This window comes from Flavobacterium sp. 21.1 (genome assembly GCF_057801535.1).
This window is the reverse complement of the sequence record NZ_JBYNXA010000002.1, coordinates 548,296-566,025: the sequence shown is the minus strand read 5'-3', so window position 1 is coordinate 566,025 and position 17,730 is coordinate 548,296. Positions and strand designations below refer to the sequence as shown.

The 17,730-nt window shown below is 38.8% G+C and carries 20 protein-coding genes; 8 read left to right on the top strand and 12 right to left on the bottom strand.

Going from position 1 to position 17,730, the window contains the following annotated elements:
* Positions 1-38: 38 nt before the first annotated feature.
* Positions 39-413: a group III truncated hemoglobin gene (locus AC3E9U_RS05870; RefSeq protein WP_488745971.1), complete on the top strand. Its 375-nt coding sequence runs from the start codon at positions 39-41 to the stop codon at positions 411-413.
* Positions 414-499: 86 nt separating this feature from the next.
* Here AC3E9U_RS05870 and AC3E9U_RS05865 read toward each other — a convergent pair whose 3' ends face one another.
* The 8 genes from AC3E9U_RS05865 to AC3E9U_RS05830 all read right to left on the bottom strand — a co-directional run bounded on the left by AC3E9U_RS05865 (position 500) and on the right by AC3E9U_RS05830 (position 8,462).
* Positions 500-1,054 (bottom strand): fasciclin domain-containing protein, encoded by a 555-nt coding sequence (locus tag AC3E9U_RS05865; protein ID WP_488745970.1) that lies wholly within the window; start codon positions 1,052-1,054, stop codon positions 500-502.
* 83 nt (positions 1,055-1,137) lie between these two features.
* A complete protein-coding gene (locus AC3E9U_RS05860) occupies positions 1,138-2,352 on the bottom strand; it encodes a hypothetical protein (RefSeq protein ID WP_488745969.1) in 1,215 nt (404 codons plus the stop codon).
* Complete coding sequence (locus AC3E9U_RS05855) at positions 2,352-2,939, bottom strand: Crp/Fnr family transcriptional regulator (protein ID WP_488745968.1); 588 nt, start codon at positions 2,937-2,939, stop codon at positions 2,352-2,354. Before AC3E9U_RS05855 ends, AC3E9U_RS05860 begins: the two co-directional genes overlap by 1 nt.
* 113 nt (positions 2,940-3,052) lie before the next feature.
* Positions 3,053-4,168, bottom strand: a complete 1,116-nt coding sequence (locus tag AC3E9U_RS05850) for an FUSC family protein (protein ID WP_488745967.1) — start codon at positions 4,166-4,168, stop codon at positions 3,053-3,055.
* Positions 4,169-4,187: 19 nt separating this feature from the next.
* On the bottom strand, positions 4,188-5,723 hold the full coding sequence (nadB, locus tag AC3E9U_RS05845) for an L-aspartate oxidase (RefSeq protein WP_488745966.1): 1,536 nt from the start codon (positions 5,721-5,723) through the stop codon (positions 4,188-4,190).
* A gap of 7 nt (positions 5,724-5,730) precedes the next feature.
* A complete protein-coding gene (nadA, locus tag AC3E9U_RS05840) occupies positions 5,731-6,660 on the bottom strand; it encodes a quinolinate synthase NadA (RefSeq protein ID WP_488745965.1) in 930 nt (309 codons plus the stop codon).
* Positions 6,647-8,002: a cbb3-type cytochrome c oxidase subunit I gene (locus AC3E9U_RS05835; RefSeq protein WP_488745964.1), complete on the bottom strand. Its 1,356-nt coding sequence runs from the start codon at positions 8,000-8,002 to the stop codon at positions 6,647-6,649. The genes nadA and AC3E9U_RS05835 overlap by 14 nt, the downstream gene beginning before the upstream one ends.
* 22 nt (positions 8,003-8,024) lie before the next feature.
* A complete protein-coding gene (locus AC3E9U_RS05830) occupies positions 8,025-8,462 on the bottom strand; it encodes a c-type cytochrome (protein WP_488745963.1) in 438 nt (145 codons plus the stop codon).
* 117 nt (positions 8,463-8,579) lie between these two features.
* Between AC3E9U_RS05830 and AC3E9U_RS05825 the strand changes: the two genes are divergently transcribed.
* Positions 8,580-10,397, top strand: a complete 1,818-nt coding sequence (locus AC3E9U_RS05825) for a hypothetical protein (RefSeq protein ID WP_488745962.1) — start codon at positions 8,580-8,582, stop codon at positions 10,395-10,397.
* A gap of 35 nt (positions 10,398-10,432) precedes the next feature.
* On the opposite strand, the gene AC3E9U_RS05820 is transcribed toward AC3E9U_RS05825, so the two are convergent.
* Both AC3E9U_RS05820 and AC3E9U_RS05815 read right to left on the bottom strand, forming a co-directional pair.
* Positions 10,433-10,867 (bottom strand): RrF2 family transcriptional regulator, encoded by a 435-nt coding sequence (locus AC3E9U_RS05820; RefSeq protein WP_488745961.1) that lies wholly within the window; start codon positions 10,865-10,867, stop codon positions 10,433-10,435.
* 92 nt (positions 10,868-10,959) lie between these two features.
* Positions 10,960-11,445: a GNAT family N-acetyltransferase gene (locus AC3E9U_RS05815; protein WP_488745960.1), complete on the bottom strand. Its 486-nt coding sequence runs from the start codon at positions 11,443-11,445 to the stop codon at positions 10,960-10,962.
* Positions 11,446-11,555: 110 nt separating this feature from the next.
* Between AC3E9U_RS05815 and ribD the strand changes: the two genes are divergently transcribed.
* From ribD to AC3E9U_RS05800, 3 genes are read left to right on the top strand one after another with little or no spacing between them, the layout of a single operon-like run.
* Entirely contained in the window at positions 11,556-12,617 is a 1,062-nt protein-coding gene (ribD, locus tag AC3E9U_RS05810; protein WP_488745959.1) for a bifunctional diaminohydroxyphosphoribosylaminopyrimidine deaminase/5-amino-6-(5-phosphoribosylamino)uracil reductase RibD, read from the top strand.
* Positions 12,614-13,213, top strand: coding sequence for an HAD family hydrolase (locus tag AC3E9U_RS05805; RefSeq protein ID WP_488745958.1), 600 nt, complete (start codon positions 12,614-12,616; stop codon positions 13,211-13,213). Before ribD ends, AC3E9U_RS05805 begins: the two co-directional genes overlap by 4 nt.
* A 7-nt stretch (positions 13,214-13,220) precedes the next feature.
* Positions 13,221-13,829: an IMPACT family protein gene (locus tag AC3E9U_RS05800; protein WP_488745957.1), complete on the top strand. Its 609-nt coding sequence runs from the start codon at positions 13,221-13,223 to the stop codon at positions 13,827-13,829.
* A 19-nt stretch (positions 13,830-13,848) separates the two neighbouring features.
* Here AC3E9U_RS05800 and AC3E9U_RS05795 read toward each other — a convergent pair whose 3' ends face one another.
* Complete coding sequence (locus tag AC3E9U_RS05795) at positions 13,849-14,259, bottom strand: acyl-CoA thioesterase (RefSeq protein WP_488745956.1); 411 nt, start codon at positions 14,257-14,259, stop codon at positions 13,849-13,851.
* Positions 14,260-14,449: 190 nt separating this feature from the next.
* On the opposite strand from AC3E9U_RS05795, the gene dnaA reads away from it, so the two are divergent.
* From dnaA to AC3E9U_RS05780, 3 genes are read left to right on the top strand one after another with little or no spacing between them, the layout of a single operon-like run.
* Positions 14,450-15,877 (top strand): chromosomal replication initiator protein DnaA, encoded by a 1,428-nt coding sequence (dnaA, locus tag AC3E9U_RS05790; protein WP_488745955.1) that lies wholly within the window; start codon positions 14,450-14,452, stop codon positions 15,875-15,877.
* 3 nt (positions 15,878-15,880) lie between these two features.
* On the top strand, positions 15,881-16,345 hold the full coding sequence (locus AC3E9U_RS05785; protein ID WP_488745954.1) for a low molecular weight protein-tyrosine-phosphatase: 465 nt from the start codon (positions 15,881-15,883) through the stop codon (positions 16,343-16,345).
* Positions 16,345-17,070, top strand: a complete 726-nt coding sequence (locus AC3E9U_RS05780) for an SAM-dependent methyltransferase (protein WP_488745953.1) — start codon at positions 16,345-16,347, stop codon at positions 17,068-17,070. The genes AC3E9U_RS05785 and AC3E9U_RS05780 overlap by 1 nt, the downstream gene beginning before the upstream one ends.
* A gap of 7 nt (positions 17,071-17,077) precedes the next feature.
* Here AC3E9U_RS05780 and AC3E9U_RS05775 read toward each other — a convergent pair whose 3' ends face one another.
* Entirely contained in the window at positions 17,078-17,716 is a 639-nt protein-coding gene (locus AC3E9U_RS05775; RefSeq protein ID WP_488745952.1) for a peptidoglycan-binding protein LysM, read from the bottom strand.
* Between the last annotated feature and the right edge of the window lie 14 nt (positions 17,717-17,730).

Sequence of the window (17,730 nt, the reverse complement as noted above, 5' to 3'; positions counted from 1 at the left end):
CCCTACTGCATATTCCCAACTCACTTATCCTCTTAAAAATGAAAAAAGATATCAGGAATAGAAAAGACATAGAAAAACTGGTGGATACTTTTTATGAAAAAATAAAAACGGATGCTGTCATAGGATATCTGTTCAATGATGTAGCTCACGTAAATAAGGATAACCACTTACCGAAAATGTATGACTTTTGGGAAAACATTCTTTTCCACAACGGAAATTATGACGGAAACCCCATGAGCACCCATCAGGAATTGCACCGGAAAAGCGCTTTAACACCTCATCATTTCAAGCATTGGCTGGCATTATTCAACTCGACGATTGATGAATCCTTTTCCGGTCCGAAGGCCGCAGAAATCAAAGAACGGGCGTCAAACATTGCAGATGCTTTAAAGGCAAAAACCACCGAATCTTAAAAAAATAAAAAAAGCGCTAATCAAAAGTTAGCGCTTTTCTCTCTGATAAAATCAGAATAGGAAATTTGAATTAATAATTCCTTTTTTTATTTCGGTAAAAGCACGTCATTTATTACATGAATGATTCCGTTTGAAGTTTCAATGGAAGCTACAATTTCAGAGCCGTTAACATAAGTCTTTCCGTCTTTTTTCGTAATTTTTACTTTTTTAGGATTCACCATCTCGAATTCCTGACCATCCTGCATATAATCGGTTTTCAAAACGCCCACGTATGTATGGTATTCTAAAATCGATTTCAATTCTTCTTTCTTTTCCGGTTTTAATAAGCCTTCTACTGTTCCGGCAGGCAATTTATCAAAAGCCGCATTGGTTGGCGCGAAAACTGTAAACGGACCGGCGTTACTTAAAGCATCCACTAATCCTGCAGCTTTAACAGCGGTCACTAAAGTAGTATGATCTTTACTGCCAACGGCTGTTTGCACAATGTTCGGACTTGATGTTTCGTCAACAACTCCGGATTGTCCCACTGCTTCTGTTGGTACTGCTTCTCCTGTTGCTTCTGCCGGAGCTTCACCGCTTTTTTTACAGGCGAAAATTGCCAATAAACCAGCAAATAACATTATTTTAATCGTTTTTTTCATTGTGTTTATGTTTTAAGGTTACTCAAATTTACAATCAGTTGAACAATTATTTTATGATAATAATCAGCAAAATGAATACTATTTTAACTTGTTTTAAAAGAATTTTTTAACATAAAACCGCTACCGGTGACCAATATTATAGCGACTGCGAACAATAATTCATTTACATATGGAATCACCGTATAACTAAAAGAGGCTATTCCCTGAATGGCCAAAATAATTTCGTTCAATACTACGCCTATTGAAAAAAGAATCAGTCCGAAAACGGTTCTTACAAAGCTTGGAAAGAAAGCCTCCGCATGAATACGAAAAAGAAGGAACAGCGAAATAACGGCCAATAAAACCAAGTGAAGATAGGCAATCACAATAGGTCTGAATCCAAATGCGAGTTTACTGATTGCCGGTACGGTCGACCCCAGTTGAAGCAGTAATTTTATACTCAACGCAAAACCTACAAAAAGCAAAATATAGCGCATGGCAAAATCAAGCTTTCGAATTTCATCCTTTTTCATTTTCAGAATTCCTAACAAAAGTCTAAACCAGGCATAAACCTGAATTACAGCTGATGCTGCGATGATCCCATACAGCCAGTCAGGCAATTCCATCCATAAAACAGACAAACCGTAAGCCGGAATGCATGAGATGAAAAACAGTTTAAACGAAGTAGCAAAAAAAGCATCTTCCGACTTCCTAAGTCCGAAAAAATCAAAAAACAGACCCAGGCACGCAAACATAAACCAGCCGTTGTACTGAAAATGAAGGAAGTAATAAATGGATGCGAGATACTCCGTCTGTGGAATATTTCTTGTAACCATCATATAAACCAAAGCGAAGGAACCCAATGAGGAAGCCACATTAAAAAAAATCGCAGCTTTAAACCAGTTTTTGAAAAGGAATTCATTTCCAACCTGCTTTAAATCAGCAAAAAACAACAAAGCAAAACAGTAGGCTGTAACTATAGAAAGAAGAGAAAAAGCTATCGAGAATAAGCCATATCCCTGGACAATAAAAGAAACAAGCATTCCGTAGGCACAAATCAGATTAAAAGCGAGGACTTTCGTGTATTTTTCGGTTCTGAAATCCGTTACCCTGTTTTGAAGTGTATAAATCATCAGTACCATCAGCGTCTGACTGATCCATCCGATAAATGCAAAATTGTAGTGGGAAAGCTGAAGGTTTTTTTGCTCAAAATGAGGAAATTCGAATCCGATTTTGTAGCGCATCAGTAAACCTAAGAGCGCCACGATAAAAAGATTCATCAAGGAGAGTCGCAACCAAAACTTAACATCAAGTTTCATCAGTAATAGATTTTGTGGTTTACCAACTCTATTTTATTAGCGTCTTTCATCTTTAAAAAGACCCGGATAACAGTCTCCACCCGTAAACCGGTAAAGTTCGCAATTTCCTGCCGTGTATAGGGTACCAGCCATTTTTCACCCATGTCACAGTTCTTTTGTGCTTTTAAAAAGGCATTGATCCTAAACTCGGGTTTTTGGTTGATGATGTCTTTGGACAATTTTGTTTTAGTATGAACGCGATTGGCCAGCAATTCGAGAAAATGCTTTTGTATGAAAGGATATTCATCTAAGATCTTGACAAAACTTTCCTTTGGAAGCTGTAGTATGATACAGTCGCGCAAAGCAACTGCACTGGCGGGATAATCCTGATCAATCAGCAAGGAAGGCTCCCCAAAACTATCCCCGCACAAAAAGTAAGCTTGGGTAAATTCTTTTCCTTTATCATTGGTATTAAACAGCCTTACGCACCCTTCCAGAATCTGATAGTAAAACCTTGCTGCAGTATTTTCGAAAAAAATAATTTCATTTTTTTTGTATTCCTTAGTGATACCTCCCCAAGAATACAGCAAATCTAAATCTATCTGCATATTTACAATAATTTATGATGTGACTGAAAACCCATGAGATTCCAGATTCGCTCTGAACCCTTATTATAAATCCCTTAAATTTACGAAAATTTTCGACAGAAATTACTTCGTTCTTACGCTTTATTTTCAAATACTATTTTTTGAAAATTTGTGATTTTGTTCCGATACATTGCAATGCGGGTTTTCCGAATCTGATGTTCCGATTTATCACGAAGATACTGATGATGTAAGAGCCATCCGGCCACAGCACCGATCAAACTTCCTATAACAATATCAAAAAATCGTGCGGTAATTAATGCGTTAGCATCGACCGGAATCGACTTTCCAACATCAGCTAAAAAGATGGTCAGCGGTGTCATAAAAATAATGGTTAGCACATATTGTCTAACAATCAAGGTTTCCACAACAAACTGAAATATCATTATGTATAAGCAGATCCAAAACAAGTTCAGATTAAAACCCAACAGGAACCAAGTCAGTACCAGTCCGAGAAAAGTACCCAAAATACGCTGTAATGTTCTCCTCCAAATCTGCTCTAAGGTTACACCCTGAATGACCGCAGCACACGAAATAGGAATCCAATACGGATTATCCAGTTTTAGCAACAAACCTGTCAACAAGGAAAGTGACATAAAAACCCCAATAACAACGGCCTCAAAAATTGTAACATAGTTACGCTGGACCACCACAACGAACTCCGATTTAAAAACAGTTTCCTTTGTCAGCCGTATGCTATAAATAAACGCAATCACGCAGGCCAACATGGTTCCCATCGCAATCAAACCTACTTTTATTGGTATAACGGATAAGTTAAAAGGCATACAACTTGCTATGGAAGCAATCATGATAAAGAAAAAATTCCCAGGTGGTTTTAACTGATAAAAACGGGAGACCCAATGCACAAAAGCGGCAAAAAGTCCCAAAACCAAGGCCGAGAGATAGGGATTAAAACTGAACACAACCCCAATGGTAAAAGCAAAAACAAATCCGAAGGAACAGGCCACAATGGTAACCATGCGCCGCGCCAATGAACTTGAGGGCAGATACAGGAATACCAGTCCGCCGATACTCGCCGTTATACCGTAGTTCGGCTTACCGAAATAACATCCCACAAATAGCGGAATCCCAACACATAAAGAAGCTAAGAATGGAACATGCCAGGTCCGTTCGCTCTTTTTATATTTGAAAAGTGAAAGAATTTCCAATTGCAATTGTTTGAGAGTAATCATCGCAACACAAATTATTCTTTTATGATACAAAACAATGATTGACCTTTAAAAAACCGCCGCGATTTCTCGTGCGTTGCAGCGACTGCTCGATTATCAATAAAGCAACCTGAATCATGTTACGGAGTTCGCAAAGTGAAGTTGTTATTTTATGTTTACAGTACATTTCCTCAACTTCTGCCTGAAGGTCAACTATTTTTCTCTGCGTTGCCACTAAATCGGCATCATTTCGGACGATAGCAACATTTTCACGCATCAGTAGCTGAAGTTCTTGTTTCTTTTGTTTCAGATAATCGGGAGCGGCTTCTGTTTTTTCCGCTGAATTCCATTTCGGAAAATCGTAATGGACCATTAACGAGATCAGTGATCTGCTGGCAATGTATTTGAAAATCCGATCTGAAAAAACCAAAGCTTCCAATAATGAATTCGAAGCCAACCGGTTCGCGCCATGCAAACCGGTTCTGGAGCATTCTCCGCAGGCAAAAAGATGCTCTATACTAGTCTTTCCGTTCTTATCCACCATAATTCCGCCGCAGAGATAATGTTGCGCCGGAATCACGGGAATCCAATCATTTGCAATGTCAATCCCCAAACTTTTACAGTGACTGTAAATCATTGGAAAATGAGTATTGAAGTCCGCTGCATCCAAATGCCTACAATCCAGATAGACACATTTTTCCTGACTTTCCTTTAATTCTTTATAAATGCTTTGCGAAACAATGTCTCTTGAGGCCAGTTCCCCCCTTTCATCATAATCGAACATAAAGCGCTTTCCGGATTCATTTCGCAAATAGGCTCCAAAACCTCTGACAGCCTCAGAAATCAAAAAGGTATCGATTGAAGTTTCATCGTACAAAGCCGTGGGATGAAACTGAATAAATTCCATATCCTTAATTTTTCCTTTTGCCCGGTAAGCCATGGCGATTCCGTCTCCCGTTGCAATTTCAGGATTGGTGGTGTGTCCGTAAACCTGGCCTATTCCCCCTGTTGCCAAAATTGTATACCCTGATTCACAGATTTCAACGGTGCCGTCATTTTCATTCATCAGATAAACGCCATAACATCTTTTGTTGTGCATTAAGAGATCGAGAGCAAAATGGTATTCCAGAATTTTAATATTCCGGGTTCGACCAACTTGTTTTAAAATCGCACGTTCAATTTCAAAGCCGGTCTGATCCTTATGATGCACTACCCTGTTTTCGGAATGTCCTCCTTCTTTACCCAAATTAAATCCGCCATCAGCATTTTTATCGAACTTTGCGCCCCATACTACCAATTCCCTAAAACGTCGTGGTCCTTCACTTATGACCATTTCAACAACTTCCGGATCACACATACCATCACCCGCGACCAGCGTATCCTGAATGTGCTTATCAAACGAATCTTCAATTTCGTTAATTACAACAGCGACACCTCCCTGAGCATATTTTGTATTGGACTCTCCTTTTTCCGATTTTGTAATGATGACAACTTTTCGCTCGGGAAAGTAATTGGCAATTTTAAGGGCTAATGTTAATCCCGCCACACCTGAACCAATAATTAAATAATCTGCTCTCATAGCTGTTCTAATTTGATAGTTCCAACATTCGTTCAATAGGGATCAATGCTCTTTTTCGGATCGTTTCCGGAACAATGATTTCGGGGCTTTCACTGAGCAGACAATCGTAAACTTTCTGAAGCGTATTTAACTTCATGTAAGCACATTCGCTGCAGGCACAAGTATTATCTTCATTTGACGGCGCCGGAATCAGAGTTTTTTCAGGAACTTCCTGCTGCATTTTGTACAATATCCCGGCTTCGGTGGCGATTATAAATTTTGATTTGTTACTTTTCTTCACATAATCGATCATGCCGGCGGTCGATCCTATATAATTGGCAGTATATAAAATATGGGATTCCGATTCGGGATGCGCTATAATTTCAGCATCGGGATGTTTCTTATGCAAATCGATCAGTTTCTCAAGGGAAAAAGCTTCGTGCACCACACAGGAACCTTCCCATAATGTTAATTTACGTCCCGTTTTTTCCATGATGTATTTCCCCAGATTTTTATCGGGGGCAAAGATGATTGGTACTTCTTCCGGAATGGATTCGATAATTTTCACCGCATTGGAAGAAGTACAGACAATATCACTCATCGCTTTTATTTCGGCCGAACAATTCACATAAGTCACCACCATATGATCGGCATGTTTTAAAGCAAAAGCGCCAAAGAGTTCGGGCGGACATGATTCTGCCAATGAGCATCCTGCTTTTAAATCGGGAAGAATTACTTTTTTATTCGGGTTCAGTATTTTGGCGGTTTCAGCCATGAAATGCACACCGGCAAAAAGAATAATATCAGCATCCACTTTTGCTGCCTCTTGTGATAATCCGAGACTGTCGCCTACGTAATCAGCGATTTCCTGAATAGCATCTTCCTGATAATAATGCGCTAAAATGACCGCATTTTTCTGTTTTTTTAATTCGAGTATTTGTTCCTTAAGATTTTTCATTTGCAATCAATTTCATTTGTTTTCTTTGCTTGAAGGTTCCAACTATTATTTTGAGCACCGGCAATACTATCAAAAGCAAACCGATAAAAATTCCGATTCCGAACAATAAAAAAGCCACATAAACCCAATGCGTCTGCGACTGCATTTCAGCAAACGGAATCCCCTTCGTGAAATACATCCAATAGCTTCGCTTCATTCCGGCCACAAGCAGACTCAGCCAAAAAAGAAGCAGCGAAATATTAAAGATTTCAAATCCTTTTTTGACTTGCAGAAGTTTGAAATCGGGTTTAATCTGTGTTACGATAAACAATACCGAAGCCAATAAAATAGTGGTATTGATTCCGATGGTAGTTCCCATGGAATGTGCGACGGTTATGTGTGTACCATGGGTGAAAAAGTTGATGGCCGGTATGGAGAACAGCAATGCTAAAATCAGGTTCAAAAACACCCATACATCTGCCATTACAAGGAATTTATACGAAATAAAGTTTCTGATTTTTGCGCTTTCAGGCAATGATTTTTTCCATTCGTAAATCATGTGCCCCAATATGATCCATTCGGTCATGCTGATTCCGTAGGCCACATAGCGAACCCATGGTGCTGTTGGCACTATGTAAATATGATGCGCCCATCCAAACATTAAATTCGTAAGACCCAGAAAATAAAAGAAGAACGATTTTGGATTTCTTCCCAAGCTATCATCCCCTTTGATTTTTGCCATCACGTAAATAGCAGTACCATAGACCAGCATGTTCCAGCTGCCTACAAAAGAACCGCCCGCCTTCCACTGAATGGCCAACGTTTTAATAAAGTTGTTTTTCATATCGGGATGAAGCCACAGGTACGCTTCACTCAAATGATAGATCATGAAAACGATACCTGTACCCCACATCCAATAGTAAACCGGCCAGTTTTTGACTTTACCGACCATGGTTTTGTAATAATTAATCCCGAACAGCAACCAACCGAGTAAAATTGGTAATATCAGATACGGCGGAAATTCCAGATATTCTTTTCCACCGAAATTCCCGTTGGCATAATTGTAATAAATCAAAAGGCCTACTCCAGTAAAAAGAAGGTAATGTATTTTCGATAACCGCTTTGAATACAGCCCCGGACCATCAGAATTCGACAAATAATAATAGATCCCTCCCGTGGCACAAAGAATGATCCAGGCGATAACACTGGTAACATGGAAAGGTCTTAAACTACTGAAAGGCAAGATCTCTTTTATGAATTCAGGAAGGATGTACTGCAGTCCGGAAAGAATTCCGAAGAGCATGCCCAACAATAAAGCCAATAAAGCAGTGGCAATGTATAATAAGGATATTTTGTTTTTCATCAAGTTGAAACCTATTTATCAATTATTCGCAACGCATTTCATTTTTGTATTCAATCTCAACCCAACCGTCTGATTTGATTTCTGCATTATGATTCGGATAATACCCGGACTCATCTACCTCTTTCAGAAAAGTCACAATAGCGTCTTTCTCATCATCTGTAAAATGAAATCTTGGCATCGCTTTTATTCCACTGTTTAAAAAAGCCTTGATGTATTCCGCTCCCTTGTTTTCTTCAGAATAAACGTTCGTCAGGTCCGGTGCCAGATAACCTCCCAATCCATACAACTGATGACACGAAAAGCAATTGTTCTGTTGCCAGAGTTCCTGCCCTTTGAGAGCCTTATCACTCAATGGTTTCTTGGAATCACCTTCTGTGTATATTGTAAAATTGTAAAAGCTGAATACGCTCACCAAAGCAAGCATACAGCCCATGTAAATTTGTGTTTTCTTTCGATTCATGTCATCAGAACAATAGAAGACAAAAATATCCTTAAGTAAAAAAGAGAAGTATGATTTTTATCAGTTTTTTATAAAAATAGAAGCTTAATATTTGTGAATTAAATTAAATACTATGCGATGAAAAATGTACTCAAAACCAACAATTTACACACTTTTCACATACCTGTTATGGGATTGGCGTACACCATTGACAGTCCGATTCGGGTAGCACAATACGGCATCTCGTCTGTGATTTCCATTATGGATGATGATCTGATCGAAAAAATGAATGCTTTTTACAGCAAAAAATTTGATTTGCCCTATCAGGAAATATCTCAGAAAATAAGTGATTACAGAGCAAAACGAATTACGTCGTATCTCAATACCGTTGATAAAATCGTAACTGAAAAATTCGAAAACTTCAAAACAGAACTTTCAGAAAGCAAGGCCGCTCTGGAAAACTACATCTCCATGCTTCCCAATAAATCGGAAATCCGAAAAGGGCTTGAGAATTTCATACAGGAAGGCTGTGTCATCAAGGAAAACATCAAAAATTATCTTGAAAAAAATCTTTTCCCTGGCGATATCGACATTAACATTATGACGAAAGTCGACAAGGACAACTTTGAAAAAAGCACGCAGCTTCCTGTAGAATTTAACGATGCTCATGCCGCACTAAGAGGTTTTGCCAATAGTACTTTGACTTCATCAGTAGTGTTGTCAGCGGGAATGAATCCGAGACTGTACAGTTATTTTGAAACTTTTCCTGATTTCTTCCCGGACCAGGATTTCTATCTCAAAAAGAAAATAATTCTGAAAGTGAGCGATTTCCGTTCGGCATTGGTACAGGGCAACTTTTTAGCTAAAAAAGGACTTTGGGTTTCTGAATACCGCATTGAATCGGGTTTGAATTGCGGCGGACATGCGTTTGCTACGGAGGGTCATTTATTAGGCCCCATCCTCGAAGAATTCAAACAGAAAAAAGAAAACCTTTTGATGTCCACTCATGATTTATTGTGCAAGGCGCTTCTGCAGAAAAATCTTCCGGTACCTGAAACACCACTCAATTTGAAAATCACAGTGCAAGGCGGTGTAGGAACTGCTGAAGAACACGAATTTTTGCTTGATTTCTATAAAACAGATTCTGTTGGTTGGGGTTCTCCTTTTTTACTGGTGCCTGAGGCGACTTCTTCAGATAACGAAACCCGCGAATTACTGGCAAAAGCAAAAGAAGAAGATCTGTATCTGAGTAATATTTCACCTTTGGGTGTTCCGTTTAACACGGTTAGAGGCACCACAAATGAAATACTGCGGGAGAAACGCATCCGTGAAAACAAAGCAGGAAGTTCCTGTCCGAAAAAATATTTAGCCTTAAGCAAACAGTATGATGAAAAAGGAATTTGCACCGCCTCACGAAAATATCAGGAAATAAAACTTGATGAACTGCAATCCGAAAGAGGTTATTTAACAGAGAAAGAATTCGTCAAAAAACAAAATGCCATAACGGAGAAATCCTGTCTTTGCATCGGATTGGCGAATGCTTCTTTATTGGAAAATAACATCAAAATAAAAGGGGAAGCCCAAGGCGTTGTTGTGTGTCCCGGTCCAAATATTGCCTATTTCAACAGACAATATTCACTATCAGAAATGGTACAGCATATTTATGGATACAAATCGGTTTTGAACAACGTAACACGTCCAAATATGTTTGTAAAAGAACTGTCGTTATACCTGAAATATTTTAAAAATGAAGTGCAGGATTTCTTTGAAACCGAAAATTTGGCGCAACAAAAGAAACTGACCAATTTCAGAGAAAATCTGTTGGTGGGAATTGAGTATTACCGTAATCTCTTTGCCAACGGAAGGTATTTTCATACCGACAAAGAATCTATTCAAAGCGAACTCAATAAATATAAGATGGAACTCGAAGCCATTGAAATCGGACTATTGGTTTAACAAAAGAGGCTTGAAAATTCAAGCCTCTTTTATTATTAATATCTTAAGAATGTGCTGCCGGATTTAATCCCTAAGGCAAGTTCTTCCAATGTGGTTTTTTCAAGCATTGTAGCCAACTCGCCGCGTATTGATTTAAATTTTTCATGAACAGGACAAGGGCGGACTTCAGAACAATCATACAATCCCAAACCACATCCTTTAAAAATGGAATCACCGTCTATGGCTTCAACAATTTCTACCAGCTTGATTTCTTTCAATCGGTATTTCTCAACACTGAAACCGCCGCCGACACCTTTTGCTGAACTCACAATATTACAACGAACCAGTTTCTGTAAAATCTTGGCAGTAAAAGCAACCGGAGAATCAATTTCCTCCGCGATTTCCTTTTGTCCGACTCTATTATCTTTCAGAGATTCAGCTGCGATAAAAATGGTTGCCCTGATGGCGTATTCACATGCTTTAGAAAACATAGTTAAATGGGATAAATGAAAAAAATACCGTGCAAAATACAAATTTTGCTATTCTTTCAGGAGCAATTTCCTAATAATAACATTTTTTTAAGCTAAATATCTTTCACCATCCAAACCGGACATGAAGAATGCCCTGTGCAGCCCATAGGTGAATCCAGATAACGAAAACCGGATTTTACATATAATTTTTGCGCTGCTTCCATGTTAGACATGGTTTCCAGATAGCATTGCTTGAATCCGAGACTGACAGCCTTATCCAGGCAACGCTCCATCATTTTTGCTCCGAGTCCCAAGCCCCGTGCTTCGGGAATGAAGTACATTTTCTGTAATTCACAAACGTCGGGCGCTCCATCGACTAAAGGTGCGATTCCGGCACCACCGATGATTTTGCCGTCTTTTTCAATAACAAAATAAGCCGATCTCGGTTTGGAATATGTTTCGAACATGTAATCCAATTGCGGATCAGCATAAGCAGTCCCGACCTTTGGCACATCTAATTCTTCCAAAACCATTCTGATTACCTTGGCAAGCGATATATTATCCGCTTTATGGATTTCCCTGATTAACATCTCATTCATTTTTAAGAAATAGTTTAATTTTGCAATGTGAAGATACGTGAAACGCTCATGAAAAAAAAGCAATTTCCTAAATTAGTCGCTAGCGTTCCTGACGACCTTAGGCAAAAACTATGACTACGGAAGAAAAATATATAAAACGCTGCATTGAATTGGCCAAAAACGGTTTGGGAACCACTTACCCTAATCCTATGGTGGGCAGTGTGATTGTATATGATGGTAAAATAATCGGTGAAGGCTGGCATCGCAAAGCAGGCGAACCCCATGCCGAGGTTAATGCCGTGAATTCAGTAAAAGACAAATCACTTTTATCCAAAGCGACGATATATGTCAGTCTTGAACCCTGCAGTCATTTCGGAAAAACACCACCCTGCTGTGATCTGATCATTGCCAATAAAATTCCCAACGTAGTAATCGGAACTATTGATCCTTTTGCGAAGGTGGCCGGAAATGGGATCAAAAAACTCATGGAAGCAGGAATAAATGTGACGCTGGGTATTTTGGAAGAAGAATGTAATGAGCTCAACAAACGCTTTTTCACTTTCCATCAGAAAAAAAGACCATATATCATTTTAAAATGGGCCGAATCAATAGACGGATTTATCGCACCGGATGAAGCAGATCGACAGGCTCTTAACGAGAGTACAAAAAAACCGGTCTGGATCGCCAATCCGTATTCCAGACAACTTGTTCACAAACTACGCAGCGAGGAACAGGCCATTCTGGTGGGAACCCAAACCGTTCTGGATGACAACCCGAAATTGGATGTTAGAGATTGGACAGGAAACAACCCCGTTCGTATTGTATTGGACAGAACAGGAAAGATTTCAGAGGACTATTCGGTAAAAGACGGAAAGACGAAAACAATTATCATAACGGAAAGTCAAAATTTCAAGAATTCTGAGAATATCTTTTACGAAAATTGTACCTTTGATTCTTCTTTGGCCTTTACTGTTTCCGACATACTTTTCAAACATGAAATCCAATCGGTAATCATCGAAGGCGGAAGGCAGACATTGGAAACATTTATCGATGCAAACCTGTGGGATGAAGCCCTGGTTTTCAAAGGAAATGTAAGTTTTAAAAAAGGAAAATCGGCACCAAATCTTTCTGGAAACCTAATCAAAAAACAAACTGTTTTGGATGACGAACTTTTAATTTTAAGGAATGTATGATCGATACAATTATTTTTGATTTTGGGAATGTCTTTATCAATTTAAGTCAGGAGGCTCCTTTTGACCATATGCGAAAAATAGGATTGGCATGCTGGAATGAGAATTTGGACAGTCTGAACAAGCGATATGAAAAAGGAAAAATTGACGAATTGCAGTTTTTCACGGAGTTTCAACGCTACATCCCAAATAAAGAACTGGACGAAATTAGAGAAGCCTGGAATGCCATATTACTGGATTTCCCATTATATCGTTTGGAATTTTTACAACGCTTATCGCAAAAATACCGTCTGTTTCTACTAAGCAATACAGACAAAACACATATTGAAAAATTTGAACACAAAGTAGGGATGACCTTTTGCCGCGAATTTTATCAGTGTTTCGAAAAAGTGTACTTCTCATACGAAATTGGTCTGCGAAAACCAGATCCTGAAGTTTTCAATTATATCATCAACCGACACGATCTAAATCCGAAGAAAACTCTTTTTGTGGACGACAACAAACACCACACGGATGTGGCTGCCGGTTTGGGCATGCACGTGTGGAACCTTGAAGTAGGCAAAGAAGACGTTGTGGATCTGTTTGACAAAACCTGGTAAATCACCATTGGAAACCGACTCATACAAAACCCTGGGCGCTGCTTCGGAAGAAGTGCTATACAAGGAAAAGAACAGCAAATTTTTCGGCTATGCTTATCCGGTTACTTCTGAAGAAGAAGTTAAAGGCATAATTGAAGATTTAAAAAAGCAACATTATTCCGCCCGACACTGGTGTTATGCTTTTCAACTGGGCACCACCAAAATCCAATACCGCGCCAACGATGACGGCGAACCTAACAATTCAGCCGGAATGCCCATTTACGGACAGATTCAGTCTTTTAATGTCACCAATACACTCGTAGTAGTTGTTAGATATTTTGGCGGCGTAAAACTGGGCGTAGGCGGATTGATCTCAGCTTATAAAACGGCCGCTCAAATGGCATTGGAAGTTGCACCAATCATCGAGAAAACCATAGATATCCATTACCTGATCAAGTTTGATTATAAAAACATGAACAAGGTAATGCGTATCATCAAGGAAAAAAATCTCGATATCGTTTCCCAAAAAATGGAAATGGACTGCGAAATCGAAATTTCAACCCGAAAAAAAAATGCCGAAATGGTATTCGACATTTTCTCTAATTTGTTTGAAGTGGAGATATTGGAAAAAGAGTAAAATTATTTTGTTATATTTTTTAATTTTCCACAAAATCAACCAACCGTTCCGTGATGTATTTTGGAGGTAAAATCGGTCGGCCTGTTTTCGTATCCACAAACACCAAAACGGAGTTCCCAATTGTTAATAACTCCCCCGTTTCATTGTATATTTCATAGTCAAATTCGATCTTAACAGAGGTCTGACTTTTAAAGATTGTTTTCACCGTCAGTAAGTCATCATAACGTGCCGGTTTTTTGTAATTCATCGAAAGGGAAACCAGGGGAAGCATCACTCCGTTCTCTTCCATCCATTTGTACGAAACCCCAAGGTTTCTGAGCCATTCCACGCGTCCCATCTCAAAATATTGTGCATAATTACCGTGATAAACCACACCCATCTGATCGGTTTCAGCATAGCGGACACGCACTTGAAATTGATGTATTTTCATGCAATTTTTTATGTTAATTTATTCTAAAAACTTTCCAAAAATGGCTTACAATTTTTTTTTCACAAAACCAATATACAAAAGATTTTTTTTTGAAAAATTTTGTCCACATATTTGTCTTCCCAATCAAAAAAAAGTTCACCTACAATAACTTTTTGTTCAACAATTAATTATAAAAAGCATGCCTGAATATATGAGTACAACTGCGCAATCAGTATGGGAAAACTGTCTGTCTTTTATAAAAGACAACATCCAGGATCAAGCCTACAAGACTTGGTTTGAGCCCATCAAGGCTGTTGAACTTACAGATAACGCCTTATATATTCAAGTTCCCAGCAAATTCTTTTACGAATGGCTGGAAGAGCATTATGTTAAATTATTAAAGGTCGCTCTTACCAAAGAGCTTGGACCGAACGCAAAGTTACTTTATAAAATCAAAATGGAGAACAAACTTGGTAACAAACTTCCGTTCACGGAACAGCTGCCAAGTAACAATCGTCCTGCCGTAAAACCACAGGAGATTGACGTTCCTATTCAAAATAAAAATCCGGAGTTAAAAAACCCATTCGTTATCCCGGGAATCCGAAATGTAAAAATCGAATCCCAATTAAATTCGAATTACAGTTTTGACAATTTCCTTGAAGGTGATTCGAACCGTTTAGCGCGTTCGGCTGGTATGGCTGTTGCTAACAAACCCGGAGGAACTTCTTTCAATCCTTTCCTTATTTTCGGAGGTGTAGGATTAGGAAAAACACACTTGGCACACGCCATTGGTGTTGAAATCAAAGAAAAATTTCCCGATAAAACCGTATTATATATTTCTGCTGAAGTATTCACACAACAATATATAGACTCGGTTAAGAAAAATACACGAAATGATTTCATTCATTTCTACCAACTTATTGATGTACTAATCATTGATGATGTACAGTTCCTTTCCGGAAAAGCAGGAACACAGGACGTGTTCTTCCACATCTTTAATTACCTGCATCAAAACGGCAAACAGGTTATCCTTACTTCAGACAAGGCACCTGTAGACATGCAGGACATTGAGCAACGTTTGTTATCAAGATTCAAATGGGGACTTTCTGCGGAAATCCACCAGCCTGATTACGAAACAAGAGTTGCCATCCTGAAAAATATCTTATACAGAGATGGAGTTCAAATACCGGAGGACATTATTGAGTATGTTGCCAAAAACATCAAATCGAATGTTCGTGAATTGGAAGGCGCTATTATTTCATTGATTGCTCAGTCTTCTTTCAACCACCGCGAAGTTACTATTGAGTTGGCAAAACAGGTCGTAGAGAAATTCGTAAAAAACGTAAAGCGCGAGGTTTCTATCGATTACATTCAGAAGATTGTATCCGATTATTTCCAATTGGATGTTGAAACTTTACAGTCGAAAACCAGAAAACGTGATGTGGTTCAGGCACGTCAATTGGCTATGTTCTTTGCTAAAAAATTCACCAAAGCTTCTTTGGCGAACATCGGATCGCAAATCGGATCCCGTGATCACGCCACCGTATTACATGCCTGCAAGACTGTGGACAATCTAGTTGCGACAGACAAGCAGTTCAAAAAATACGTAGACGACATCCACAAAAAGTTATCGTTATAAGATATGCCTGTTAAGATTTTAATGGTCTGCCTTGGAAACATTTGCCGTTCTCCGTTGGCAGAAGGAATTTTACAATCAAAACTTCCCAAAGAATTATTTTTAGTAGACTCAGCGGGGACGGGTAGCTGGCATGTCGGACAGGAACCGGACAAACGTTCCATTCTCATCGCTAAAAACAAAGGCCTTGACATTACGCATCAAAGAGGAAGACAAATCAGTAAATCTGATTTTGACAACTTTGATTATATTTATGTGATGGATATTTCGAACTATCATAACGTTATCGCCTTAGCACCCAACGAAGATGCTAAATTAAAGGTAACCCTGATTTTAAACGAACTGTTCCCGGAAGAAAATGTAGATGTTCCCGATCCTTATTATGGAGGAGCGAGCGGATTTGAAGAGGTATTCAAAATGCTTGATGAAGCCTGCGAAATTATTGCCCAAAAACTTAAAGCCAAACACTAATGAAACCAACTACTCTTTTTGGAAAATTATATTTGATTCCGACCACCTTGGGCGAAATGAATCCGGAAGATGTTTTACCTCACACCATCAAGAGAACAATTGACTTCATAGATCACTATATCGTTGAAAACGAAAAAACAGCACGACGTTTCATAAAAAGCGTTCATCCTGAAAAAAAACAACCCGAATTAAAACTTTTCGCCTTAAACAAACACACTGATGTTTCCGAGCATAATGAGTTTATAAAACCACTACTGGAAGGAAAAAACATGGGATTGATGAGCGAAGCAGGTTGTCCCGGAGTTGCTGATCCCGGCGCCGCAATTGTAAAATTGGCTCATGAAAAAGGAATACAGGTAGTGCCGTTGGTTGGCCCTTCCTCCATCCTATTGGCTATGATGGCCTCGGGTATGAACGGACAGAGTTTTGCTTTTAACGGTTATCTGCCGATTGATAAATCGGATAAAAAATCGGCACTTAAAAATCTGGAAAAACTGTCTTTCGATAAAAACCAGTCGCAATTATTCATTGAGACACCTTATCGAAATAATAAATTTCTGGAAGATTTACTTGCGATACTACAACCGAATACGCTTTTATGTGTCGCGTGCGACATTACACTTCCTACGGAATTCATCAAAACACAATCGGTGAACCAATGGAAAAAAAACAAGGTCGATTTACATAACCGACCTTGCATTTTCATCATTCATAAAATGAACTAATTTTTTACTAATTTTTCACTTTTGGATCTGCGTTTGCAATAATGTTGGTAGTATCATAACCTCCAAACTTTTTAATATAGCTATTCAGGGAAGTCCCAAAACCGTCCGTAAAACCACTTTGACCGTTCGTCCTCAGATAACTTTTCACTGAGCCGGCGCCACCTAAGTGAGCAGCCGCCAACAACCCGGATTCTGTAATTTTAACGCCATTGATGATTTTACCCTCGTAACGCCTTATTTCCGCTCGCAGTTCCCATTTGTTCTTTGCTAACAAAGCTTTAAATGCTTTTTCCTGCAAGGCGGGATTTCTTAAAAAGTCTGTCGTATTATGAATTCCCAAGGTACGAAGCGTACTTCTTCCAAACTGGTACTTACCCATATAACCATAGGCATTTACCAACCTGTATAACCCCAAGGACTCCTTAATTGCAATAGCTTGTTTGAAACCGATGAAAGATTTCCCAGTATAAGGAAAATTAAAATACGCTTTTTCAGTTTCTTCTTTGGTCGGAACCTGATAGGTAATCACCTCGTCATTTTCAACGTGAAAACCCTCTAATTTTTCAGGTTCAAAGGCTTTAAAACCGGAACTGATTAGAGTAATTAAAAGTACTAATCCTGAAAAATACGTCCATTTTTTTATCATAAATTAAATTTTCT

Bases quoted from the DNA above. Each gene is read 5' to 3' on its own strand.
- AC3E9U_RS05870 (WP_488745971.1), top strand. From the start codon at position 39: ATGAAAAAAGATATCAGGAATAGAAAAGACATAGAAAAACTGGTGGAT.
- AC3E9U_RS05865 (WP_488745970.1), bottom strand. From the start codon at position 1,054: ATGAAAAAAACGATTAAAATAATGTTATTTGCTGGTTTATTGGCAATT.
- AC3E9U_RS05860 (WP_488745969.1), bottom strand. From the start codon at position 2,352: ATGAAACTTGATGTTAAGTTTTGGTTGCGACTCTCCTTGATGAATCTT.
- AC3E9U_RS05855 (WP_488745968.1), bottom strand. From the start codon at position 2,939: ATGCAGATAGATTTAGATTTGCTGTATTCTTGGGGAGGTATCACTAAG.
- AC3E9U_RS05850 (WP_488745967.1), bottom strand. From the start codon at position 4,168: ATGATTACTCTCAAACAATTGCAATTGGAAATTCTTTCACTTTTCAAA.
- nadB (WP_488745966.1), bottom strand. From the start codon at position 5,723: ATGAGAGCAGATTATTTAATTATTGGTTCAGGTGTGGCGGGATTAACA.
- nadA (WP_488745965.1), bottom strand. From the start codon at position 6,660: ATGAAAAATCTTAAGGAACAAATACTCGAATTAAAAAAACAGAAAAAT.
- AC3E9U_RS05835 (WP_488745964.1), bottom strand. From the start codon at position 8,002: ATGAAAAACAAAATATCCTTATTATACATTGCCACTGCTTTATTGGCT.
- AC3E9U_RS05830 (WP_488745963.1), bottom strand. From the start codon at position 8,462: ATGAATCGAAAGAAAACACAAATTTACATGGGCTGTATGCTTGCTTTG.
- AC3E9U_RS05825 (WP_488745962.1), top strand. From the start codon at position 8,580: ATGAAAAATGTACTCAAAACCAACAATTTACACACTTTTCACATACCT.
- AC3E9U_RS05820 (WP_488745961.1), bottom strand. From the start codon at position 10,867: ATGTTTTCTAAAGCATGTGAATACGCCATCAGGGCAACCATTTTTATC.
- AC3E9U_RS05815 (WP_488745960.1), bottom strand. From the start codon at position 11,445: ATGAATGAGATGTTAATCAGGGAAATCCATAAAGCGGATAATATATCG.
- ribD (WP_488745959.1), top strand. From the start codon at position 11,556: ATGACTACGGAAGAAAAATATATAAAACGCTGCATTGAATTGGCCAAA.
- AC3E9U_RS05805 (WP_488745958.1), top strand. From the start codon at position 12,614: ATGATCGATACAATTATTTTTGATTTTGGGAATGTCTTTATCAATTTA.
- AC3E9U_RS05795 (WP_488745956.1), bottom strand. From the start codon at position 14,259: ATGAAAATACATCAATTTCAAGTGCGTGTCCGCTATGCTGAAACCGAT.
- dnaA (WP_488745955.1), top strand. From the start codon at position 14,450: ATGAGTACAACTGCGCAATCAGTATGGGAAAACTGTCTGTCTTTTATA.
- AC3E9U_RS05785 (WP_488745954.1), top strand. From the start codon at position 15,881: ATGCCTGTTAAGATTTTAATGGTCTGCCTTGGAAACATTTGCCGTTCT.
- AC3E9U_RS05780 (WP_488745953.1), top strand. From the start codon at position 16,345: ATGAAACCAACTACTCTTTTTGGAAAATTATATTTGATTCCGACCACC.
- AC3E9U_RS05775 (WP_488745952.1), bottom strand. From the start codon at position 17,716: ATGATAAAAAAATGGACGTATTTTTCAGGATTAGTACTTTTAATTACT.